General features: G+C 54.1%; 18 protein-coding genes, 6 tRNA genes and 1 other RNA gene. 11 read left to right on the forward strand and 14 right to left on the reverse strand.

All coding sequences use genetic code 11. The features are described from left to right. The first annotated feature begins 40 nt into the window (after nucleotides 1-40). A complete protein-coding gene (gene ligA / locus BV390_RS05965; RefSeq protein ID WP_032686552.1) occupies nucleotides 41-2,056 on the forward strand; it encodes an NAD-dependent DNA ligase LigA in 2,016 nt (671 codons plus the stop codon). A 1-nt stretch (nucleotide 2,057) separates the two neighbouring features. Beyond that, complete coding sequence (locus tag BV390_RS05970) at nucleotides 2,058-2,276, forward strand: DUF3820 family protein (RefSeq protein ID WP_032686567.1); 219 nt, start codon at nucleotides 2,058-2,060, stop codon at nucleotides 2,274-2,276. On the opposite strand, the gene BV390_RS05975 is transcribed toward BV390_RS05970, so the two are convergent. Continuing rightward, nucleotides 2,273-3,271 (reverse strand): bile acid:sodium symporter family protein, encoded by a 999-nt coding sequence (locus BV390_RS05975; protein WP_032686553.1) that lies wholly within the window; start codon nucleotides 3,269-3,271, stop codon nucleotides 2,273-2,275. The two genes, BV390_RS05970 and BV390_RS05975, sit on opposite strands and share 4 nt — an antisense overlap. Nucleotides 3,272-3,360: 89 nt before the next feature. Here BV390_RS05975 and BV390_RS05980 point away from each other — a divergent pair, with 89 nt between their 5' ends. Next, the gene (locus BV390_RS05980) at nucleotides 3,361-4,287 is read left to right on the forward strand and encodes a LysR family transcriptional regulator (protein WP_032695524.1); all 927 of its coding nucleotides are present in this window, start codon (nucleotides 3,361-3,363) and stop codon (nucleotides 4,285-4,287) included. Nucleotides 4,288-4,350: 63 nt separating this feature from the next. On the opposite strand, the gene BV390_RS05985 is transcribed toward BV390_RS05980, so the two are convergent. From BV390_RS05985 to BV390_RS06005, 5 genes are all read right to left on the reverse strand, one after another. Beyond that, nucleotides 4,351-4,470, reverse strand: a non-coding RNA gene (locus BV390_RS05985) — RtT sRNA. Between the two features lie 34 nt (nucleotides 4,471-4,504). Beyond that, a tRNA-Lys gene (locus tag BV390_RS05990) sits at nucleotides 4,505-4,580 on the reverse strand. A gap of 4 nt (nucleotides 4,581-4,584) precedes the next feature. Further along, a tRNA-Val gene (locus tag BV390_RS05995) sits at nucleotides 4,585-4,660 on the reverse strand. 46 nt (nucleotides 4,661-4,706) lie between these two features. Continuing rightward, nucleotides 4,707-4,782 (reverse strand) — tRNA-Val (locus tag BV390_RS06000). A gap of 42 nt (nucleotides 4,783-4,824) precedes the next feature. After that, nucleotides 4,825-4,900: transfer RNA gene (locus BV390_RS06005), tRNA-Val, on the reverse strand. A gap of 259 nt (nucleotides 4,901-5,159) precedes the next feature. Here BV390_RS06005 and gltX point away from each other — a divergent pair. Then, nucleotides 5,160-6,578: a glutamate--tRNA ligase gene (gltX, locus tag BV390_RS06015; protein WP_032695522.1), complete on the forward strand. Its 1,419-nt coding sequence runs from the start codon at nucleotides 5,160-5,162 to the stop codon at nucleotides 6,576-6,578. A gap of 60 nt (nucleotides 6,579-6,638) precedes the next feature. Here gltX and BV390_RS06020 read toward each other — a convergent pair whose 3' ends face one another. Both BV390_RS06020 and BV390_RS06025 read right to left on the reverse strand, forming a co-directional pair. Continuing rightward, on the reverse strand, nucleotides 6,639-7,031 hold the full coding sequence (locus tag BV390_RS06020) for a YfeC-like transcriptional regulator (protein ID WP_085396704.1): 393 nt from the start codon (nucleotides 7,029-7,031) through the stop codon (nucleotides 6,639-6,641). Between the two features lie 4 nt (nucleotides 7,032-7,035). Next, nucleotides 7,036-7,389, reverse strand: coding sequence for a YfeC-like transcriptional regulator (locus tag BV390_RS06025; protein ID WP_004865414.1), 354 nt, complete (start codon nucleotides 7,387-7,389; stop codon nucleotides 7,036-7,038). A 219-nt stretch (nucleotides 7,390-7,608) separates the two neighbouring features. Between BV390_RS06025 and BV390_RS06030 the strand changes: the two genes are divergently transcribed. From BV390_RS06030 to BV390_RS06040, 3 genes are all read left to right on the forward strand, one after another. Beyond that, a tRNA-Ala gene (locus BV390_RS06030) sits at nucleotides 7,609-7,684 on the forward strand. A 39-nt stretch (nucleotides 7,685-7,723) separates the two neighbouring features. Beyond that, nucleotides 7,724-7,799, forward strand: a tRNA-Ala gene (locus BV390_RS06035). 211 nt (nucleotides 7,800-8,010) lie between these two features. Next, nucleotides 8,011-10,191, forward strand: coding sequence for a sensor domain-containing phosphodiesterase (locus BV390_RS06040; protein ID WP_085396705.1), 2,181 nt, complete (start codon nucleotides 8,011-8,013; stop codon nucleotides 10,189-10,191). Nucleotides 10,192-10,233: 42 nt separating this feature from the next. Here the strand turns inward: BV390_RS06040 and BV390_RS06045 are convergent, their stop codons facing one another. Then, nucleotides 10,234-11,436 carry a NupC/NupG family nucleoside CNT transporter gene (locus tag BV390_RS06045; protein ID WP_032686573.1) on the reverse strand — a complete coding sequence of 401 codons (1,203 nt, stop codon included), beginning with the start codon at nucleotides 11,434-11,436 and terminating at the stop codon, nucleotides 10,234-10,236. 346 nt (nucleotides 11,437-11,782) lie between these two features. Between BV390_RS06045 and BV390_RS06050 the strand changes: the two genes are divergently transcribed. Continuing rightward, nucleotides 11,783-13,021, forward strand: coding sequence for an Nramp family divalent metal transporter (locus BV390_RS06050; protein WP_085396706.1), 1,239 nt, complete (start codon nucleotides 11,783-11,785; stop codon nucleotides 13,019-13,021). Nucleotides 13,022-13,070: 49 nt separating this feature from the next. Here BV390_RS06050 and BV390_RS06055 read toward each other — a convergent pair whose 3' ends face one another. Together BV390_RS06055 and mgrA are read right to left on the reverse strand one after the other, a co-directional pair. Next, nucleotides 13,071-13,421 (reverse strand): DUF2502 domain-containing protein, encoded by a 351-nt coding sequence (locus BV390_RS06055; RefSeq protein ID WP_032686576.1) that lies wholly within the window; start codon nucleotides 13,419-13,421, stop codon nucleotides 13,071-13,073. A 153-nt stretch (nucleotides 13,422-13,574) separates the two neighbouring features. Further along, nucleotides 13,575-14,567: an L-glyceraldehyde 3-phosphate reductase gene (gene mgrA / locus BV390_RS06060; RefSeq protein ID WP_032686577.1), complete on the reverse strand. Its 993-nt coding sequence runs from the start codon at nucleotides 14,565-14,567 to the stop codon at nucleotides 13,575-13,577. Between the two features lie 177 nt (nucleotides 14,568-14,744). On the opposite strand from mgrA, the gene BV390_RS06065 reads away from it, so the two are divergent. After that, on the forward strand, nucleotides 14,745-16,406 hold the full coding sequence (locus BV390_RS06065) for an alpha-keto acid decarboxylase family protein (RefSeq protein ID WP_049265758.1): 1,662 nt from the start codon (nucleotides 14,745-14,747) through the stop codon (nucleotides 16,404-16,406). Here the strand turns inward: BV390_RS06065 and BV390_RS06070 are convergent. Continuing rightward, nucleotides 16,403-17,638, reverse strand: coding sequence for an ion channel protein (locus BV390_RS06070; RefSeq protein ID WP_032686579.1), 1,236 nt, complete (start codon nucleotides 17,636-17,638; stop codon nucleotides 16,403-16,405). The genes BV390_RS06065 and BV390_RS06070 overlap by 4 nt on opposite strands. A 264-nt stretch (nucleotides 17,639-17,902) precedes the next feature. Between BV390_RS06070 and glk the strand changes: the two genes are divergently transcribed. After that, a complete protein-coding gene (glk, locus tag BV390_RS06075) occupies nucleotides 17,903-18,868 on the forward strand; it encodes a glucokinase (protein ID WP_032686580.1) in 966 nt (321 codons plus the stop codon). Between the two features lie 64 nt (nucleotides 18,869-18,932). On the opposite strand, the gene BV390_RS06080 is transcribed toward glk, so the two are convergent. Both BV390_RS06080 and BV390_RS06085 read right to left on the reverse strand, forming a co-directional pair. Then, nucleotides 18,933-19,676: a LytR/AlgR family response regulator transcription factor gene (locus BV390_RS06080; protein WP_032699044.1), complete on the reverse strand. Its 744-nt coding sequence runs from the start codon at nucleotides 19,674-19,676 to the stop codon at nucleotides 18,933-18,935. 11 nt (nucleotides 19,677-19,687) lie between these two features. Then, nucleotides 19,688-21,367, reverse strand: a complete 1,680-nt coding sequence (locus BV390_RS06085) for a sensor histidine kinase (RefSeq protein ID WP_162180075.1) — start codon at nucleotides 21,365-21,367, stop codon at nucleotides 19,688-19,690. Nucleotides 21,368-21,766: 399 nt separating this feature from the next. Between BV390_RS06085 and alaC the strand changes: the two genes are divergently transcribed. After that, entirely contained in the window at nucleotides 21,767-23,005 is a 1,239-nt protein-coding gene (alaC, locus tag BV390_RS06090; protein ID WP_032686582.1) for an alanine transaminase, read from the forward strand. The last annotated feature ends 14 nt before the right edge of the window (nucleotides 23,006-23,019 follow it).

Raw genomic sequence — 23,019 nt, forward strand, 5'->3', positions numbered from 1 at the left:
CCCCCGCCTGCCGGGGGTTTTTTATCATTGATGGTGTGATATGGAACCGATCGAACAAAAACTAACTGAACTGCGAACCACGCTTCGCCATCATGAATATCTGTACCACGTTATGGATACCCCGGAGATTCCCGATGCGGAATATGACCGGTTAATGCGCGAACTGCGCGAGCTTGAAGCCCTGCATCCGGAACTGATTACCCCTGATTCTCCAACCCAACGCGTGGGCGCGGCGCCGCTGGCGTCATTTAGCCAGGTCCGCCATGAAGTTCCGATGCTGTCGCTGGATAACGTCTTTGATGAAGAGAGCTTCCTTGCCTTCAATAAGCGCGTTCAGGATCGGCTGAAGAGCAGTGATGACCTGATCTATTGCTGTGAGCTAAAGCTGGACGGGCTGGCGGTCAGCATTTTGTATGAAAACGGCGTGCTGGTTCAGGCGGCAACCCGTGGCGATGGCACCACCGGCGAAGATATCACCGCCAACGTCAGGACGATTCGCGCCATCCCACTGAGACTGCGTGGCGACAATATTCCAGCACGGCTGGAGGTTCGCGGCGAGGTCTTCTTACCGCAGGCCGGCTTCGAAAAAATTAACGAAGAGGCCCGCCGCACCGGAGGGAAAGTGTTTGCTAACCCACGCAACGCGGCGGCAGGCTCTCTGCGTCAACTCGATCCGCGAATTACGGCGAAGCGACCACTTACTTTCTTTTGCTACGGCGTGGGAGCGCTGAATGGCGGTGAGCTGCCGGGGAGTCATTCCGGCCGTCTGCAGCAGTTTAAGGCGTGGGGGCTGCCGGTTAGCGACCGGGTGAAACTTTGCCATACCCCAGAGGAAGTGCTTACTTACTACCGTAAAGTTGAAGAAGACCGTCCGAATTTAGGTTTTGATATTGATGGCGTGGTCATCAAAGTCGATTCCCTGGCGCTTCAGGAACAGCTTGGATTTGTGGCCCGCGCGCCGCGCTGGGCGGTGGCGTTTAAGTTCCCGGCGCAGGAGCAAATGACTTTCGTGCGCGACGTCGAGTTTCAGGTGGGGCGTACCGGAGCCATCACCCCGGTGGCTCGCCTGGAGCCGGTGCATGTGGCCGGTGTTCTGGTGAGTAATGCTACTTTGCACAACGCCGATGAAATAGAGCGCCTGGGGCTGCGAATTGGCGATAAGGTGGTGATTCGCCGCGCGGGGGACGTGATTCCTCAGGTCGTTAACGTTGTACTCTCCGAGCGTCCGGAGGAGACGCGAGAGATAGTCTTCCCGACCCATTGTCCGGTGTGCAATTCTGATGTCGAACGGGTCGAAGGCGAGGCGGTAACGCGCTGTACCGGCGGGTTAATTTGCGGCGCACAGCGTAAGGAAGCGTTAAAGCATTTTGTCTCCCGCCGCGCGTTAGATGTGGAGGGCATGGGGGACAAAATTATCGACCAGCTGGTTGAGAAAGAGTACGTTCACACACCGGCGGATCTCTTCCGCTTAACCGCCGGGAAGCTCACTGGCCTGGATCGAATGGGGCCTAAGTCAGCACAAAACGTGGTTAATGCCCTGGAAAAATCAAAAGCAACCACCTTTGCTCGTTTCCTCTACGCATTAGGTATTCGCGAGGTCGGTGAAGCAACGGCCGCCGGGCTGGCGGCCTATTTCGCCACGCTTGAAGCGCTGGAGCAGGCTTCCATTGAGGAGCTGCAAAAAGTTCCGGATGTGGGCATTGTCGTGGCCACGCACGTCTTTCACTTCTTTGCTGAAGAGAACAACCGCGATGTGATCGCGCAGCTCCGCGCCGAAGGGGTCAACTGGCCTGCGCCGGTGGTGGTCAATGCCGAGGAGATTGATAGTCCGTTTGCCGGTAAAACGGTTGTCCTGACCGGCAGCCTCAGCCAGCTTTCTCGCGATGATGCGAAGGCGCGGCTGATGGCGCTGGGGGCAAAAGTCGCCGGCAGCGTCTCGAAGAAAACGGATCTGGTGATTGCCGGCGAAGCGGCGGGCTCTAAGCTCGCTAAAGCGCAGGAGCTGGGCATTGCCGTTATTGATGAAGCCGAAATGCTGCGGCTGCTGGGAGAATAAGGTGGATAAGGATCAGCTCATTGAGATTGCTAATACGGAAATGCCGTTTGGCAAATACAAAGGCCGTCGTCTGATTGATGTACCGGAAGAGTATTTGCTGTGGTTTGCTCGTAAAGACCAGTTTCCTGCCGGCCATCTTGGCGAGCTGATGGCATTAACTTTGTTGATCAAAACAGAAGGGCTGAGCCAGCTGGTTCAGCCCTTGAAGAAGCCGCGTTAAGCCTCAGAGGCGCGGGTTTTCTCCTGCGCCAGCTGTGCTTCAGCCTGCCGTTTGTAGCGTCGTGCCAGAACGGCGCACACCATCAGCTGAATCTGATGGAAGATCATCAGCGGCAGTACCATGATCCCCAGAATCGACGTCGGGAAGAGGATGTTGGCCATCGGTATACCGTTTGCCAGGCTCTTTTTCGAACCGCAGAAAACAATCGTGATTTCATCGGCCTTATTAAAGCCGCATTTGCGCGCGACGAAGATATTAATGGCAATCACGATAGCCAGCAGAACCAGGCTGACGACCACGATGAAGAGCAACGAGCCGACGCCGACTTTATGCCAGATGCCGTTCACTACCGCCTCGCTGAAGGCGGAATAGACCACCAGCAGAATCGACGTCTGGTCGGTTTTTGAGATCCACTTTTTATGCCGTGCAACCCAGTCGCCAATCCATGGGCGCGAGAGGTGGCCCAGGACGAACGGCAGCAGAAGTTGCAGCATAATCTTACCGACCTGTTCCAGACTGCCGCCGGCGCCGTGCAGGTTCATCAGCAGACCGACCAGGAGCGGCGAAATAAATATCCCCAGCAGACTCGAAGCCGATGCCGAGCAGACGGCCGCCGCGACGTTACCCCCTGCCAGCGAGGTAAAGGCAATGGCTGACTGAACGGTCGCAGGCAGAATGCAGAGATAGATAAACCCGGTATACAGTGCAGGGTCGACATTAATCGGCGCCCACCAGGCAAACAGCACGCCTAAAACAGGGAATACCACAAACGTGCTGCACATCACCCACAGGTGTAAACGCCAGTGGCTGCCGCCGGCGACGATGGCCTCGCGGGAGAGTTTCGCCCCGTGCATAAAAAACAGCAGCGCAATGGCGGCGGTGGTTAAATTTTCAAAGAAGGGAACAAAACCGCCGCGGGCCGGAAAAAAAGAGGCCAGCAGCACAACGGTGATAAGAGTCAGAGTAAAGGGATCAAGAATGCGGAAAAGTTTCATAAACGCTCCTGAAAATCGATAGCGCTATTGTGCTTTTTCTATTTTGAGAAATAAAATTAATTTATTGCATCCATTCATGAATAAAAAAGATGAATTATTCGCTGCGTCAGTTAAAGGTCTTCGTCACCGTCGCCAGAGCAAAAAGCTTCAGCCGGGCAGGGGAGATCATTGGTCTTAGTCAGTCTGCGGTCAGCCATAGCGTCAAAGAGCTGGAGCACCAGACCGGCGTTCGTTTGCTCGACCGTACGACCCGGGAGGTGGTGCTGACCGAGGCGGGACAGCAGCTGGCCGGTCGACTTGAGCGGCTGCTGGACGAACTGAACAGTACGCTGCGTGATGCCGGACGGGTCGGGCAGCAGTTAACCGGAACCGTACGGGTGGCCGCCAGCCAGACGATTTCAGCGCACCTGATCCCCCAATGTATTGCCCACAGTAATCAACGTTATCCGGAGATCGATTTTGTTCTGCACGATCGGCCGCAGCAGTGGGTGCTGGAAAGCATTCGCCAGGGGGAAGTGGATTTCGGCATTGTTATCGATCCCGGCGCGGCGACCGATCTGCAATGTGAAACGGTGCTGGCGGAACCTTTTTTGCTTTTATGCCGGGAGGATCATCCTTTTGCTGAAAGAGCATCGGTGAGCTGGCAGGAGCTTCACCGCCAGAGGCTGGTATTGCAGGATTACGCCTCCGGCAGCCGGCCGTTGATTGATGCCGCGCTGGCGCGCTTTGGCATTGACGCCAATATTGTGCAGGAGATTGGGCATCCGGCGACGCTGTTTCCGATGGTGGAGTCGGGTATTGGCATCAGCATTCTACCGGCGCTGGCGCTACCGTTGCCTCAAGGCAGCCATTTGCGGGTCAAGCGACTCACTCCGGTTGTTGAGCGTCAGCTGATGCTGGCGCAGCGTAAAAATCGTTCACTCTCTACCGCCGCGCAGGCGTTATGGGAAGTCGTGCGTGAAGAGGGAAATACGCTGACCGCGGGCAGAACTGACGATCCGCTGTATCAGCGATGAAGCGTGCTTCAGGGGGGCGGGCGCGGTGTGCAGAAACAACAATACGGGTGTAAAGAATACGTGTGGTGGGATGCAGGATAACTCGCTTTGCTCGCCCTTCGGGCCGTCGCCGCGAGCGGCTCCGTTGTCTCGCTTTGCTCGACTCGAACCTGCCGCAGGTTCGAATTGTTGAATTTGGCACATAGCAAAAAAGCGCCTTTAGGGCGCTTTTTTACATTGGTGGGTCGTGCAGGATTCGAACCTGCGACCAATTGATTAAAAGTCAACTGCTCTACCAACTGAGCTAACGACCCGAAGTGGTGGGTGATGACGGGATCGAACCGCCGACCCCCTCCTTGTAAGGGAGGTGCTCTCCCAGCTGAGCTAATCACCCACTTCGGTACTTCACATTTTAACAAGAAATCCAGCTGGCGAGAAAGTGGTGGGTGATGACGGGATCGAACCGCCGACCCCCTCCTTGTAAGGGAGGTGCTCTCCCAGCTGAGCTAATCACCCACTTCTCAATTTCTTGCTACACGGCGGAGACTACATAAGTAGTGGTGGGTGATGACGGGTTCGAACCGCCGACCCCCTCCTTGTAAGGGAGGTGCTCTCCCAGCTGAGCTAATCACCCCCGCTGTGTGGAGTCGCATTATAGGGAGAGTTGAAAATGAGTCAACGCCTTTTCTAAATAATTTGTTTGTTCGTCGTAAAATTAGCCAAAACGATCGCAAAAGCATCCGCGACGCATGATTTATAAACAAAAATAGCAAAGCGTGACGTTCAGACCTGAACAACATTGAGGAATCAGCCCACGGTGTTAGAATATTCACCCATAAATACCCACGGACTCTGCCGGTTGTCGGCATCTTTATTAAACGTAAGGCCATTTCATGAAAATCAAAACTCGCTTCGCGCCCAGCCCGACAGGCTATCTGCACGTTGGCGGTGCGCGTACTGCTCTCTATTCCTGGCTTTTTGCTCGTCATAATGACGGTGAGTTTGTACTGCGTATTGAAGACACCGATCTTGAACGCTCAACGCCGGAAGCAATTGAAGCCATCATGGATGGGATGAACTGGCTGAATCTGGAATGGGATGAAGGTCCGTACTTCCAGACCAAACGTTTTGACCGTTATAACGCCGTCATTGATGAAATGCTGGCAGCGGGTACCGCTTATAAATGCTATTGCTCCAAAGAACGTCTGGACGCGCTGCGTGAAGAGCAGATGGCAAAGGGTGAAAAGCCGCGTTATGACGGGCGCTGCCGCCACGGCCATGAACATCATGCCGATAATGAACCTTGCGTCGTGCGTTTTGCTAACCCGCAGGACGGATCCGTTATTTTTGACGACCAGATCCGTGGGCCAATTGAATTCAGCAACCAGGAACTTGACGATCTGATCATCCGTCGTACCGACGGTTCTCCGACCTACAACTTCTGTGTGGTTGTGGATGACTGGGATATGGAGATCACTCACGTGATCCGTGGTGAAGATCATATCAACAACACCCCGCGTCAGATCAACATCCTGAAAGCGCTGAACGCGCCGGTACCGGTATACGCCCACGTTTCCATGATTAATGGTGATGACGGTAAGAAACTCTCCAAACGTCACGGCGCCGTGAGCGTCATGCAGTATCGTGATGATGGCTACCTGCCGGAAGCTCTGCTGAACTACCTGGTGCGTCTGGGCTGGGCCAGCGGCGATCAGGAGATCTTCAGCCGTGAAGAGATGATCAAGTTGTTCTCTCTCGGAGCAGTAAGCAAATCGGCCAGCGCATTCAACACAGATAAACTGCTGTGGCTGAACCATCACTATATTAATTCGATGGCGCCGGAATACGTAGCGACCTATCTGCAGTGGCATATTGAGCAGGAAAATATCGATACCCGTAACGGCCCGCAGCTGGCTGAGCTGGTCACTCTGCTGGGTGAACGTTGCAAAACTCTGAAAGAGATGGCGGCAAGCTGCCGCTATTTCTACGAGGAGTTTGACGAGTTTGATGCGGACGCTGCGAAGAAACACCTGCGTCCGGTTGCTCGTCAGCCGCTGGAAGTCGTGCGTGACAAACTGGCCGCCATCACTGACTGGACAGCAGAAAATGTTCACCATGCTATTCAGGCGACGGCGGATGAGCTGGAAGTCGGGATGGGTAAAGTCGGGATGCCGCTGCGCGTTGCAGTGACCGGGGCAGGCCAGTCACCGGCTCTTGATGTGACTGTACATGCGATCGGTAAATCCCGCAGCGTAGAACGTATCAATAAAGCGCTGACTTTTATTGCCGAACGTGAAAGCCAGCAATCCTGATTCAGGTTTGCTTCTCGAAGCGTAACGAAGCGGCAGGATATATCCTGCCGTTTTTTTTACCTATTTCTGACTGGCAATACCGAGACGCGACAAGAACCCACTGATGCCTTCACGGGCGAGAAGCTCCCGCAGGCGCTGCTGCTCTTCAGCCGTCATCAGATGCAGCGTCTCGGCAATCTGCCGCCAGATAACGCCAGCATCGTTAACAAAATAGTGGCTGGACGGTTCCGCCAGCTGATGCTCGGTCAGCAGATGACGGAGTGCCGGAATATTGGCCAGAAAATCGAGGACCGGCTTATCAATAATGATCAGACGAGCGCGGCCACCCTTTACGCCGGGAATAGTCTCGGTGCGCCATTTTTGTTCTCTGACCCAGCGGTTAATCGTTTGTCTGGCCAGCCCAAGGCATTCTGCCAGCTCTGCTGGCGTCATTTTATCTTTTAGTTTCATCATTATATTACTGGTCACGAATATCCAGCCGCTGGAGTAACCCGCGAATGCCTTCGCGCAGCAGTAGCGACATCAGCTGTTTCTGTTCCCCGGGAGTCATCTCTTTACTGAGCGTCAGCAGCAAGGGTTCAAGGTCGTTTTCTGCCGGAGAATAAGAAGGGGAGGGTTCCGCCACGCGCTGCGCGCTGCGAATGAATTCTTTGACCTGCTCATTAACGTGTACGAGACGCGCCTTACCGCCCTGCACGCCGGGGCGTGGTGATGTTTGCCATCCCTCTTTACGTACCCATTTATTGATCGTCTGCCGGCTGAACCCGGTAAGATGCGCAATTTCTTCAGGTGTCATTCGTTCCTTGAGCATACTATTTCCTGAGTAAAAATGTGGGAATTAGTTGCTCATGTTATAGCATCCTTTTACGCGAAAGAGTGACATGTTTAACGTCTACCTGCGATAAGGCTCGCAATGTCAGCGAGTTGCCTGCTTTTTCAGCGATCAAATTGCGAGGCTTCATTTTGCCGTTGACACCTGACGAAGGAATTCATATTATGCCGCCCGTCAACACGACACGTTTTACGGTTCGGGGCTATAGCTCAGCTGGGAGAGCGCTTGCATGGCATGCAAGAGGTCAGCGGTTCGATCCCGCTTAGCTCCACCAAACACTGTTCCCATCAGGTTTGGTTCGTAAAACACTTGTGGGGCTATAGCTCAGCTGGGAGAGCGCTTGCATGGCATGCAAGAGGTCAGCGGTTCGATCCCGCTTAGCTCCACCAAATTCAGAACCCTCGCTACGGCGGGGGTTTTTTTTTGCCATCGCGAATGTAAAGCACTTTCTGGTTAAGTCAGAAAACTTACAGCCATTAGAATTCTATGTAATTTAAGATTCTTCCTCAGGTTATTTTCTTGCCTGGATTTATTATCCCCTTTAGTATTTTATTCAATATAAAATAGTATTATCCAGCGCCGGAGTTTTTATTAACAATAATGATTGATAATTTTAACATTGATATCAGAAAAACGTTTCTCGCGTTGGTTGTTTGTTTAATTTCGATCCCATTAGCCAGGTTTATTTCACCTCTGGCTATCGTCGACGGGAATCAGGTTTTTCTCGCCTGGCTACCATTAAGCATGATGTATGCGGTTATCTTTATTTTTGGCCGCTACGCAATCGCACCATTAATTATTTCGTTTGCTATTACTAATCATATCATCCTTCCCCTGACGGCCTTGCAGTCGGTGCTGCTGCTATTTTGCCAGCTATTTTCAGTGCTGGTGTCCTGCGCGATTGTCAGAATGCTGATTGGCAGGACCTGGCGCAGCGGGCTGACGGCAAAGTATATGGGGACGCGGATTTTCTGGGGCGCTTTTTTTGCACCGGTGTTAATGAAACTGACCATGTATCTGGTCGGCGTGTTTTTCGCATTCCCGCTGGCTATCTCTAGTTATTTCAAAGGGATGCCGGCCGTGTATACTATTATTGATATACAAAGCCTGATCAGCGCGGCGTTAATATTTACCACCTTCTTTTATTACCCAATGCGGATGCTTATCAGTCCGCGTTACGCAAAATTATTCTGGCGGCGCCATTGCCAGCCATGGTTTACCCGCGAACGACGGGCATTTACCCTGTACTGGTTTATGGCGCTGGGGGCCATATTGCTGGTGCTTTGCGCCCCCTATAATTCTGATTATATTGCAGGTTATTTAGTACCACTTATTTTCATTCTCTATTTTATCGGCATTAGCCGCCTGGGCCATGTATTAATTCGTATTTCCTGGTCTGTTTCGGCATTTTTACTCGTTGCCTATAATCAAAATTTTCTGCAAGGTGTCCAGACTGAATACTCCCTGTCATTTGTGCTTTCCGTGCTGATCTCATTCACCATCTGTTTGTTTTATATGGTAGATATTTACGGCCAGAACGAACGAATTAAACTCAGATGGCGGGATCAGGCCCAGGAAGATCCGTTAACCGGGCTCCCGAACCTGCGCGCGCTGGAATGCTATCTGCGCCAGGATGCTGATTTCGTCATCAGCAGCTTACGGATCGCTAACCTCGACTTTCTCAGCCGTCATTACGGCATGATGATGGGGGTGCATTGCAAACAGCAAATTGCCAGCAAATTACGGCCGCTGCTGGGGGAAAGGGATGAACTCTTCCAGTTGCCGGGGAGCGAGTTATTACTGGTTTTAGGCGGCCCAGATCCTTCCGCGCGGCTGGGTCATATGGTGGCGATGCTAAATCACAAGAAGTTCAGCTGGCATAATCAAACGCTGGATCTGGAGTTTGGCGCGTCCTGGGCAAGACATCGCGGCATCGAAGAAGAGCTGCATCCCATGCTGGGCCAACTGAGCTGGCTGTCAGAGCAGGCAGGGAACGGTCGGCAGGTGCTGGCACTGGACGCCGCGCAAGAGCAGGTTTCTGACCAAACCAGCGAGCAGGTTCGGATGTTGACCCAGGTGAAGCGGGCGCTGAATGAACGCGATCTTGTGCTGTATGCCCAGCCGATCCAGAATTCGGCCGGCGAGGGGTATCATGAAATCCTGACGCGGATGCGCTGTGGCCAGTCGATGATGACGCCAGACCAGTTTATTTCGCTGATTGTTCAGTTCAACCTGAGCCAGCGTTTTGACATGCTGGTGCTGGAGATGCTTTTCAGCACGCTGCATCAGTACCCGGGGCAACATTTTTCGGTTAATTTGCTGCCTTACACGTTGATGCAAAATGATAGCGCCGCGCAGATTATCGCCTTGTTTAAACGCTATCAGCTGTCGCCGGAGGCCATCACCATCGAGATTACCGAAGAGCAGGCGTTCAGCGATGCGGGAGAAAGTATGCATAACATTGATCTGCTGCGGGATTTTGGCTGCGCTATTGCCATTGATGATTTCGGTACGGGTTACGCCAACTACGAACGTCTGAAGCGCCTGCAGGCGGATATCGTAAAGATTGACGGCTGTTTTGTCCGCGATCTCGAGAGCGAGCCGCTGGATGTGATTATGATTAAATCCATTATTGAAGTGGCGAAAGTTAAAAATATGACGGTGGTGGCGGAGTTCGTTGAGACGGAAGAGCAAAAAGAGAAACTGCTGGCATTAGGCGTCGACTATTTGCAGGGATATTTAATCGGCAAGCCGCGGCCGCTCAGTGAGCTGCGGGCGTAAAAAAGCCGGGGCAAGCCCGGCTTTTTTTATCATCTTGTCAGCTTACAGAACCAGTGCGGCGATAGACGCCGAGAGCACGCTCACCAGAGTCGAACCGTAAACCAGCTTCAGACCAAAGCGGGATACCACGTTACCCTGTTCTTCGTTCAGGCCTTTAATCGCCCCGGCAATAATCCCGATAGAGGAGAAGTTGGCGAAGGAGACCAGGAAGATAGAGATAATGCCTTCAGCGCGTGGAGAAAGCGTGCTGGCAATTTTCTGCAGATCCATCATCGCCACAAATTCGTTAGACACCAGTTTAGTGGCCATAATACTGCCCACCTGCAGCGCTTCACCTGCCGGGACGCCCATCACCCAGGCCACCGGATAGAAGATGTAGCCAAGGATCCCCTGGAAGGAGATGCTGTAGCCAAACCAGCCGGTAACGGTAGCGAACAGGGCGTTCAGCGCGGAGATCAAGGCGATGAAACCGATCAGCATTGCAGCAACGATAATGGCAACTTTAAAGCCTGCCAGAATGTATTCACCCAGCATTTCAAAGAAGCTCTGACCTTCATGCAGGTTGGACATCTGCAGGTTTTCTTCGCTTTCTTCGACGCGATACGGGTTAATCAGCGACAGGACAATAAAGGTACTGAACATGTTGAGCACCAGCGCAGCCACGACATATTTAGGCTGCAGCATCGTCATGTAGGCACCGACGATAGACATGGAGACGGTCGACATCGCGGTTGCAGCCATGGTGTACATCCGGTTGCGCGACATTTTGCCCAGAATATCTTTATAGGCGATAAAGTTTTCTGACTGGCCCAGAATCAGGGAACTGACGGCGTTGAATGATTCCAGTTTGCCCATGCCGTTAATCTTGGACAGCACGGTACCAATGGCGCGAATGACCACAGGCAGGATACGAATATGCTGCAAAATACCGATCAGCGCAGAGATAAAGACGATAGGGCAGAGAACTTTCAGGAAGAAGAAAGCCAGACCTTTGTCATTCATATTGCCGAAAACGAAGTTTGTCCCTTCGTTTGCAAAGCCGAGAAGTTTTTCGAACATCTCGGAGAAGCCTTTCACAAAACCCAGACCGATATCAGAGTTCAGGAAGAACCATGCCAGCAAAACTTCAATGACAAGTAATTGAATAACATAACGAATACGAATTTGGTTACGGTTATGGCTGACCAGAAGGGCCAGTATAGCCACCACTACGATCGCGAGGATAAAATGCAAGACGCGGTCCATATTTGCTCCAAATATGAGGCAGGTTAAATTTCTGTGCACATTCTATGTAACAAGACTAAAGAAAACGAGATCAAATCCACACTATTGCAATGAACTGTGACCAATCACCAAATTAGTGATCAAACATACATTTTTGTTATGTAGCGTAAAGGTTTTAAAAGTTGCTTAGATTGTACTAATCTGTGAACTGGCGAGATGCGAATTCATCAATGCCATTTTTTTCGTTGTTAGCCGCTATCGTTCCCCCCTATCAAAGCAATAATGATCATCTTCCTAAATGAACTTGATAATCATTCGCATTTTGATAACATAAAACATAGCAAAGGCTATATTTCAGAGGCAGAAAATGACTAGCAGTCGCGTTGAGAATAGCAGCGGTCGCGCAGCGCGCAAGATGAAGCTCGCATTGATGGGGCCTGCGTTCATTGCTGCCATTGGATATATCGATCCCGGCAACTTCGCCACCAATATTCAGGCTGGCGCCAGCTTTGGCTACCAGCTGCTGTGGGTGGTGGTATGGGCAAATCTGATGGCGATGCTGATTCAGGTGCTATCGGCAAAGCTCGGTATTGCTACGGGTAAAAACCTGGCGGAACAGATTCGCGATCACTATCCGCGCCCGGTGGTGTGGTTTTACTGGGTGCAGGCGGAAATTATCGCCATGGCTACCGACCTCGCCGAATTTATTGGGGCGGCCATTGGCTTTAAGCTGATTCTTGGCGTGTCGTTACTGCAGGGAGCAATATTAACCGGGATTGCTACCTTCTTAATCCTGATGCTGCAGCGTCGCGGGCAAAAGCCGCTGGAAAAAGCGATCGGTGGTTTACTGCTGTTTGTTGCAGCCGCCTACATTGTAGAGCTGATTTTCTCCCAACCGGAGCTGGCGCCGCTGGCGAAAGGGATGATCGTCCCGAGTTTGCCAAACGGTGAAGCCGTGTTCCTTGCCGCCGGCGTGCTCGGCGCGACGATCATGCCACACGTCATCTATTTACACTCGTCGTTAACGCAGAATCTGCACGACGGTACGCGAAAAGAGCGTTATCACGCCACCCGCTGGGACGTTGCGATAGCGATGACCATTGCCGGGTTTGTTAACCTGGCGATGATGGCCACCGCCGCCGCCGCATTTCACTTTAATGGCCACACGGGGATTGCCGATCTGGATCAGGCATATTTGACGCTGGAACCGCTGTTAAGCCACGCGGCAGCCACCATCTTTGGCCTGAGTCTGGTAGCCGCAGGGTTGTCATCGACGGTGGTGGGAACGCTGGCAGGACAGGTCGTCATGCAGGGCTTTATTCGCTTCCATATTCCGCTGTGGTTTCGTCGTGCGGTAACGATGCTGCCTTCGTTTATTGTCATTATGATGGGACTGGACCCGACGAGAATTCTGGTGATGAGCCAGGTACTGCTGAGTTTTGGGATCGCCCTGGCGCTGGTCCCGCTGCTGATTTTCACCAGTAATTCGCAGCTGATGGGGGATTTGGTCAATACCCTGTGGGTGAAACGGACGGGGTGGGCGATTGTTGGCGTTGTGGTATTGCTCAATGGTTGGCTGCTGGTTGGCACGATCTTCGGGCTGTAATCATGTCGATAGCCATCAAAAAGGGGAGCCATCTGGCTCCCCTTTTTGATTAATGATGGCCATGACCGTGGCCGCGACCGCCGCCTGGTCCGCGACCCCAGCCGCCGCGTCGGTCATCGCGGTCATTCCAGCCTTCGCGATAGCCACGTTCGTAGGCTTTACGTTTATCCCAGCCGCGATGCCAGCCGTTATCGTGATGACGCCAGCGGTTATCGCGCCATTCATAGTGACGACGCCAGTAATCACGGTCGCGCCAGCCGCCACCGTCCCAGTAGTTACCGTAATTATCACGATCGCCTATTTGTAATTTTACAGATGGCAGCAGGGTGATCTCTCCGGCATTTGCAACCAGTGGCGCTGAGGCCAAAAGCACCGCAGCCAGAATCAGTGACCTGAACATACTCTTCTCCTTCACGATCGGGGCCTGAGCACCGGATGATATTGGCGCTCATTGGGCCTGTTAACGTGATATTACGGGGCGGTAAAGCCCCGCAGCATTGGATGAACTCCTAAATCGCGGATAAGAGCACTTTTTGCTAAAGTAAAATTGAGTTTACGCCGCAAGGATGGCGTCAATTGCCGCACACTCTTCGGCGCTGAAATGGCGATTCGCCAGCATACCCACGGCATCATCAAGCTGGGTGGTTTTACTGGCGCCAATCAGGACTGAAGTCACTTTCTCTTCCCGTAAAACCCAGGCCAGCGCCATCTGTGAGAGCTTTTGCCCGCGGGCCCCGGCCAGCGCGTCCAGTTGACGAACCTTCTCGAGCTTCGCCTCGGTTAACTGCTCCGCTTGCAGGAAGCGACTGCCGCTGGCGGCGCGGGAGTCTGCCGGAATACCCTGTAAATAGCGGTCGGTGAGTTGACCGCCCGCCAGCGGTGAAAACGCGATGCTTCCCACCCCTTCAGCCTGCAGAAAATCGAGCAGTCCGTCCTCAACCCAGCGCTCGAGCATGGAATATTTAGGCTGATGAATCAGACACGGTGTTCCGAGGTCATTGAGGATGCGCACCGCTTCGGCAGCCTGCTCAAGCGGATAGTTGGAAAGCCCGACATACAGCGCCTTGCCCTGGCGCACGAGATGGTCCAGCGCACGCATGGTTTCCTGTAACGGTGTTTCGGGATCCGGGCGGTGATGATAGAAGATATCAACGTACTCCAGCCCCATCCGCTTCAGGCTTTGATCGAGACTGGCGACCAGGTATTTACGCGATCCCCAGTCGCCATAAGGGCCGTCCCACATGGTGTAGCCGGCTTTACTGGAGATAATCAGTTCATCGCGCCAGGGTAAAAAGTCCTCGCGCAGGATGCGGCCGAAATTGCTTTCCGCCGAGCCCGGGGGCGGCCCGTAATTGTTGGCTAAATCAAAATGGGTCATGCCAAGATCAAAGGCATGTCGCAGCAGCTGACGGCTGGTTTCCACCCGCGTTTCGTCGCCAAAATTGTGCCAGAGGCCGAGTGAAATGGCCGGGAGCTTTAATCCGCTCCGGCCACAACGGCGGTATTCCATCGTTTGATATCGTGCCGCATTTGCCTGGTAAACCATACTTCCTCCGCAGATAGAACAGGTTGTGTATACGTTTACACTAAAGAATGTTCAGCGCGGAGTACACACTTCAAAGGCGTAAATTTTGCTTTCCACCCCGATTATTGACCGCTATCTGGACAGTTGGATCGCTTATTCAATACTCAGATCACCTGCAACGGGAAGAGGAGTATGGAGATGCAACCGACTTACACCATTGGCGATTATCTGCTGGATCGTCTCGTAGATTGCGGCATAGACCGCTTGTTTGGCGTACCTGGAGATTACAATTTACAATTCCTCGACCGCGTCATCGCGCACGAAGCGCTGGGATGGGTTGGCTGTGCGAATGAGCTGAATGCAGCTTACGCCGCCGACGGGTATGCGCGCATCAAAGGCGCCGGGGCGCTGTTGACGACCTACGGCGTCGGTGAGCTGAGCGCGCTTAACGGCGTGGCCGGTAGCTATGCGGAACATATTCCGGTGCTACATATCGTCGGCGCGCCTGGCACCGGGGCCCAGCAGCGCGGAGAACTGCTGCACCATACGCTGGGGGATGGCGACTTCACGCACTTTGCGCGGATGAGCGAGCAGATCACCTGCACGCAGGCTACGTTGACGGCGGGGAATGCCTGCCACGAAATCGATCGCGTGCTGAGCGAGATGCTCACCCACCATCGCCCCGGTTATCTGATGTTACCTGCCGATGTGGCGAAAGCAAAAGCGACGCCGCCCGCTCGTCGTCTGGCGATCGAAGGGCCGCCTGCGGATGAGAATCAGCTGGCCGGATTCCGTGAGCATGCCGGGCAGATGCTGCGCAGCAGTCGGCAGGTATCATTGCTGGCGGATTTCCTCGCCCAGCGCTATGGTCTGCAGGATACGCTACGGATGTGGGTGGCGAAAACGCCGATTGCCTGCGCCACGATGCTGATGGGAAAAGGGTTGTTTGATGAGCAGCAGCCTGGCTTTGTCGGCACCTATAGCGGTATCGCCAGCGCGCCGCAAACGCGTGAGGCAATCGAAAACGCCGATACGATCATCTGCGTTGGAACCCGCTTCACCGACACCATCACTGCCGGATTTACCCAGCATTTACCCCTTGAACGAACGATTGAAATTCAGCCTTTTGCCGTCAGAGTGGGCGACCACTGGTTCAGCCGTATTCCGATGGATCAAGCCCTTAAGGAGTTAATGATTCTGTCTGCCAGCCTGTCAGCAGAGTGGAGGTTGCCAGACTGCTCTGCGCCGGAGGTGGAAAGCATGGCGGGCGGCAGCCTGACGCAGAGCAGTTTCTGGAGTACCGTACAAGAGCAGCTGCGTCCCGGGGATATTATTCTTGCCGATCAGGGAACCGCGGCTTTCGGCGTTGCGGCGCTCAAGCTGCCCTCCGACGCCACCCTGCTGGTCCAGCCGCTATGGGGATCGATAGGATTTACCTTACCGGCCGCCTACGGCGCCCAAACCGCAGCGCCGGGCAGACGGGTGGTGCTGATAGTGGGCGACGGGGCAGCTCAGCTGACGATCCAGGAGCTGGGGTCGATGCTACGCGATAAACAGAACCCGCTGATCCTGCTGCTTAATAACGAGGGTTATACGGTTGAACGTGCGATTCACGGTCCGGAGCAGCGTTATAACGATATTGCGCTGTGGGACTGGAACCGCTTGCCGGGAGCCTTCGCCCCCAATGTTCCTTCCCGATGCTGGCGCGTGACGCGCACGGAAGAGCTTGAAGAGGCGATGGCCGACAGTATTGGCTCCGATAAGCTGACGCTGGTGGAGGTCATGCTGCCCAAAATGGATATTCCTGACTTCCTGCGCGCGGTAACCCAGGCTCTGGAAGAGAGAAACAGCCGCGTCTAGTCGTTTCGTCGCCTGGCTATCATCATCGGCTTCCCGGCCAAAAGCAGCCAGGCCGGGAGCATCACGATACACAGCAGCGGTAGCAGCGTCGTATCCGGCACGACGACCGCCGCCATAAACAGGCTGAGCCAGCCATCGCGGGTTACCACCAGAGTCATGCCCAGGATGGCGCAGGAGACCGTGATCGCGGCCGGAACGGCCTCGACATGGGCGTGCAGCATAAAGCCGAGCGCCACGCCGACGAAGACCGCGGGGAATATTCTCCCGCCGCGAAAACCACTGGCGGAGGCAATCACCAGCGCCGCCAGCTTCACCAGCGCAATCAGCAAAAAGTCGCCGGCCGTCAGGGTCTGGCTTAAGGCGATTTGCTGCATCTCCTCCAGGCCTTTAAACAACGTAATATGTCCGCCGGCAGCGCCGAGAATCCCCAGCAGCAGGCCGCCGAGACCCAGCGTCAGCACCGGATTTTTCAGACGGTTCATCAACGCATGCAGTCGCGGCAAGCACCAGACGGCCACCATTCCTACGGCAATAGCGATAAGCGTCACGATAGCGCCGCTTAAGATATCCACGAAATGCATTTGCGGATAAACGGGGATGGGCAACGAGAAATTAGGATGGACGAACAGATCCGTAGTCAGGGCACCCGCCGCTGCCGCCAGCAGGGGCGCGAACAACCGGTCCCACAGCGGCACATCGTTACTGCTGTTGAGGGTTTGCGAAAAAATCAACGCGGCGGCCACCGGGGTGCCAAACAGCGCGCCGATCGTGCCGGAGGCGGCAAGAATGGTCCAGTCCAGCGAACTGACGCGGGGGAACAGGCGAGAGCCGATCGCGACGGCAAGGGCGATATTCATCACCATGACCGGATGCTCAGGCCCGAGGCTGACCCCGCCCGCGAGACCTAATACCAGCGCGGCGACCAGACCCGGCAGCGCACCGGTGCTGATGGGAGCGCCAATTAACGATTCGGTGGCCGGGTCCGGCCCGGCATGCCCGGGGCTAAAACGTACCACCAGTCCCACGGCAATACCGGTTAGCGTGAGTACGGCGATAGTCCACAGCTGGCCACTGGCTTCGATGCCTAAACTCAACGGCACGCTGGACCAGATAACATGCTGCAATATGGCTGCAATCTTCATCGTCACAATCAATACCAGGCTGGAAGCGATACCGATAATCACGGCGGGTATCGATAACAACAGCATCGTTCTGGCGCGCGGATGCAGCATGAAACATTTCCTTTTAAAGGTTGTGAAGCACGATTTTGCCCGTGCCTCTGAGGGGCGTCGATGCAAATGGTGCTGAAACGATAAACTGATGGCTATGCCTGACGATCCCGCAGTGCGTTGAGAATCATTTTGCACAGATTACAACCTAAATGTGACATAGGTCGCTAAACTGTGGGCACTTATACGTTGGTCGTTGTTGTTAAGGCATCATGAATTTACAGTGTGCCAAAAGAATCATTTTGACTTTAGTGGAGCCGTAACGGAATGACAAAATTTGCTTTAGTAGGAGACGTCGGCGGAACCAATGCCCGACTGGCATTATGCGATATGGCAAGCGGGGAGATTTCCCAGGCAAAAACCTATTCCGGGCTCGATTACCCCAGTCTTGAAGCCGTTGTCCGCGTCTATCTTGACGAGCGGGGCGTTGAGGTTGAAGACGGTTGCATCGCCATTGCCTGCCCGATCACCGGTGACTGGGTGGCGATGACCAACCATACGTGGGCCTTTTCCATCGCCGAGATGAAAAAGAACCTCGGGTTCTCACATCTGGAGATCATCAACGATTTTACGGCGGTTTCGATGGCGATCCCGATGCTGAAGGCTGAGCATCTGATTCAGTTTGGCGGCACGACGCCGGTAGAGGGGAAACCTATCGCCGTCTACGGCGCAGGAACCGGTCTGGGCGTGGCGCATCTGGTGCATGTTGACAAACGCTGGGTGAGTCTGCCGGGTGAAGGGGGGCACGTTGATTTCGCGCCGAACAGCGAAGAAGAGGGGATTATCCTCGAAGAGCTGCGCGCGGAGCTGGGGCATGTCTCGGCCGAGCGTGTATTATCCGGCCCGGGGCTGGTTAATCTGTATCGGGCGATAGTGAAATCAGACGGCCGCCTGCCGGAAAACCTCCAGCCGAAAGATGTGACCGAACGCGCGCTGGCCGACACCTGTATCGATTGTCGTCGTGCGCTGTCGCTGTTCTGCGTGATTATGGGGCGCTTTGGCGGCAACCTGGCGCTGACGCTGGCCACCTTCGGCGGCGTGTATATTGCTGGCGGCATTGTCCCGCGCTTCCTGGAGTTCTTTAAAGCTTCCGGTTTCCGCGGAGGATTTGAAGACAAGGGGCGTTTTAAAGCCTTCGTCCAGGATATTCCGGTCTACCTGATCGTTCACGATAATCCGGGCCTGCTGGGCTCCGGGGCGCATCTGCGCCAGACGCTCGGACAGATTCTCTAATCTTGTCATAGCCAGCCTGTTCCGGCGCCGCCGTGCAAGGGCTGGCTACTCTCTTCGATCCTTGCTACAGATGCATGAGCTGGCGAAATTCTTTGACCTTGCTGCGACTGACCGGCACCTGAAACTCCAGATCGCGTAAGCGCAGAATATAGGTGTTGTTGAACCAGGGCTCAATCTCGCGAATTTTATTCAGGTTAACGCAGTATGAGCGGTGGCAACGGAAGAAGTGCGCTGGCGGCAGCTTGCCGCAAAACTCCGTGATGTTCATTGGCATCACGAATGATTCCCGTCGGGTGTAGACAAAGGTCATTTTTTCGTGGGCTTCCGCATAGTAAATATCGTGAATACTGGTCACGATAATTCGCTCATCTTTAATGAGATTGATCGTGTCATTTTCCCGCTGCGGATTGGCAGACGTCCCGGTCTGGCTACCTGACTGCTGCTGTAGCTGCCAGGCGCTGGTCAGCTTTTGCAGCATGTTAATGATGCGTGATTCCTGATATGGCTTCAGGATGTAGTCAAACGCTTCCAGTTCAAATGCCTCTACCGCGTGCTCTTTCCAGGCGGTGATAAACACAATAAACGGTTTATGCGCGAACTGGCTGATATTCTGCGCCAGCAGAACGCCGTCCAGCGAAGGTATGTTGATGTCGAGAAAAATGGCATCAACCTTGTTGTGCTGCAGAAACTTCAGCACGTCCAGCCCGTCGTCGAAGGTCCCGACAATCTCCATCTGGCTGTGGGTGTTAATTAACCATGTGAGCTCCTGCTGTGCCGGGAACTCGTCTTCAACGATGATGACTTTCATTTTTTCTCCGTTCATGGCAACAGAGACACCGGAGTGGTCTGGGAGACAAGTTTATTAGGCACGTAGAACGCAATCTCCGTTCCCGGATTCATGCGGCGGATATGGAGTCCTTCGCCATACAGCAATTTTACCCGATGGTGGACGTTGAGCAGACCGATTTTATTACCCGGCATTTCATCCGCTTCCACCCGCGCGACCACGGCAGGATCGATACCATTCCCGGTATCGCGAACGCTAATCCGGACCCGATTACCGCACTCGTTGATGCCGAGGGTGACGACGCCTTTGCCTTTGCACGGCTGGATCCCGTGGACAATGGCATTTTCCACCAGCGGCTGAATCAGCAGGCTCGGTATCACGCAGCTGACCTCATCGTCGATGTCGTAGATGACGGTCAGCTTATCGCCGAAGCGCGCCTGTTCGATGGCAATATAATCCTTGATTTGGTACAGCTCTCTTTTGATATCAATCTGTTCGTCGTCTTTTAATTCAATGTTATAGCGTAAATAGCGCGACAAATTAAAAATGAGCTGACGGGCGGTATCCGGATTCATGCGAATCGAGGATGAAATCGCATTGAGGGCGTTAAAGAGAAAGTGCGGGTTGATTTTGCTCTGCAGGGCGCGCAGCTCGGCCTTATTGGCCATTTCACGCAGCTGTTCCGCCCGCGAGACCTCCAGCTGAGTAGAGATGATTTGCGACAGACCGACGGCCATCTCCTGCAGGGACGAGGTGATGCGATGGGCGTGGCAGTAATAAATTTTCAGCGTACCGGTCACCACGCCTTTCTCCCGTAGCGGAATGACCAGCATGGAGTGAATCTCCGGCGTTCTGTAGGCCTCATCATTGTTTTTAATAATGATTTTCCCGCTCTCGATAGCCTGGCGGGTGGTGGGGCTGATGTCATTATCACTATCGCGATAGTTGCTTTCGCCAAACCCGACGTAGGCCAGAACCCGATCGGTGGTGGTGATGGCCACCGCGTCGGCATTGATATCGCGGCGAATGATATCGCACACCTGACGCAGGGATTCGCTGTTCACATGACGGAAGAGCGGCAGCGTTTTGTTGGCGATATCCAGCGCCAGTTTTGCCTGGCGCGCGGCGCTGGCCTCCTTTTCACCCTCGACGCTCTGGACCAGTAGCACGATAAAACCGATACAGACGCTGCCAAGGATCATCGGGATCCCGATTTTGGAGACGATATCTACGCCCAGCGAAAACGACGGCGCCCAAAAGACCACGAGGATCATGGTTAAGGTTTCGCAGAGCATCCCGGCGAGAATCCCGATCTTCCAGCGCTGAGCTTTTGGCACTTTGCGATTAATCAGCCCTGACAACAACCCGGCGACAATACTGGTGATAAAGCAGGGGATAGCAGTTACACCATCAATATCAATGAGATAACGATGAACGCCGGCAATCACCCCCACGATAGCTCCGACCCAGGGGCCAAATAAAATCCCCCCCGACATCACCGCGATAATCCGCACGTTAACCAGAGAACCCTCTACCGGCACGCCAGACCAGGTACTGAACAGAGCAAACAGGGAAAAAATGGCGATAACCGCCAGCAGCTCTTTCGGTGTATGTGCCGATTTATGCAGTAGCTCGCGAAACAGGCGCAGACGGATAAGGAAAAAAAGGCAAATCAACATGAGTGCCGCGCGGTCAAAAACCGCCAGCAGCATTGTGAATATTTCGTGCATGGGTGCGCCGTGTCTATCGCGGGAAAGCGACATGATAAAAAACCTCGCGCCAGAAGGCCAGCCGAAGCGTTGAATAGGGAAAAGTCATACTAAAAAAAGGGGATTGATCGCCGGGCCGGTGTCAACGTGATGAGCGGAGGGTGAATGATATAAACAGGTAAATTAATAGATATTAATATGTTGCATCTAATTTTCGTACCGGCTAAATCGAGGACCTCCGCCGCTGCATGTCATGATGCTGATGCCCGTTTTTTTCGCCAGCGATTATTTTTTTCTCACCCCCTCGACAGCATCATTTTTTTCGGGTTATTTTCTAAGCTCGTCGCAAACGCGACAGCGTCGCTCGGACGGTCCGGGCGCTAACGTTACTCTGAGGAATCTATGACTGCATCCAGTCCTGAACGCCGTTTTACGCGTATCGATCGTCTGCCCCCCTACGTTTTTAATATTACTGCTGAACTGAAAATGGCTGCGCGTCGGCGCGGTGAAGATATTATCGATTTCAGCATGGGCAACCCGGACGGCGCGACGCCGCCGCATATCGTTGAAAAACTGTGCACCGTTGCCCAGCGGCCCGATACGCACGGCTACTCTACCTCCCGCGGTATTCCTCGCCTGCGCCGCGCCATTTCGCGCTGGTATCAGGATCGCTATAACGTTGAAATCGACCCGGAATCGGAAGCGATTGTCACAATTGGCTCAAAAGAGGGGCTGGCGCATCTGATGCTGGCGACGCTGGATCATGGCGACACGGTGCTGGTGCCCAATCCAAGCTACCCGATCCATATCTATGGCGCGGTGATTGCCGGTGCGCAGGTACGTTCCGTGCCGCTGGTGGAGGGCGTTGATTTCTTCAATGAGCTGGAGCGGGCGATTCGTGAAAGTTACCCGAAACCGAAAATGATGATCCTCGGTTTCCCGTCCAACCCGACCGCGCAGTGCGTCGAACTGGAATTCTTTGAAAAAGTGGTCGCGCTGGCCAAGCGTTACGATGTGCTGGTGGTACACGATCTGGCCTATGCCGACATCGTTTATGATGGCTGGAAGGCCCCTTCGATTATGGAAGTTCCCGGCGCGCGCGATGTGGCCGTGGAGTTCTTTACCCTCTCCAAAAGCTACAACATGGCCGGCTGGCGTATCGGCTTCATGGTCGGTAATAAAACGCTGGTCAATGCATTAGCGCGTATTAAAAGCTATCACGATTACGGCACCTTCACTCCATTGCAGGTCGCGGCAATTGCGGCGCTGGAAGGCGACCAGCAGTGCGTTCGTGATATCGCCGAGCAGTACAAGCGCCGTCGCGATGTGCTGGTTAAAGGGCTGCACGAAGCAGGCTGGATGGTCGAGTGTCCGAAGGCATCCATGTACGTTTGGGCGAAGATCCCCGAGCAGTATGCGGCGCTGGGCTCGCTGGAGTTTGCGAAAAAGCTGCTGCAGGATGCGAAAGTATGCGTTTCGCCGGGTATCGGCTTCGGTGATTACGGGGATACCCATGTGCGCTTTGCGCTTATCGAAAACCGCGATCGTATCCGCCAGGCGATTCGCGGGATCAAATCGATGTTTCGTGCCGACGGGCTGCTGCCAGCAGCGGGCAAGTCAGCCGGCGAAGGCCTCGAATAACGGCGCGAAAGAAA

The sequence above is a fragment of the Klebsiella sp. YJ genome (assembly GCF_002108615.1).
Taxonomy (GTDB): domain Bacteria; phylum Pseudomonadota; class Gammaproteobacteria; order Enterobacterales; family Enterobacteriaceae; genus Klebsiella; species Klebsiella planticola.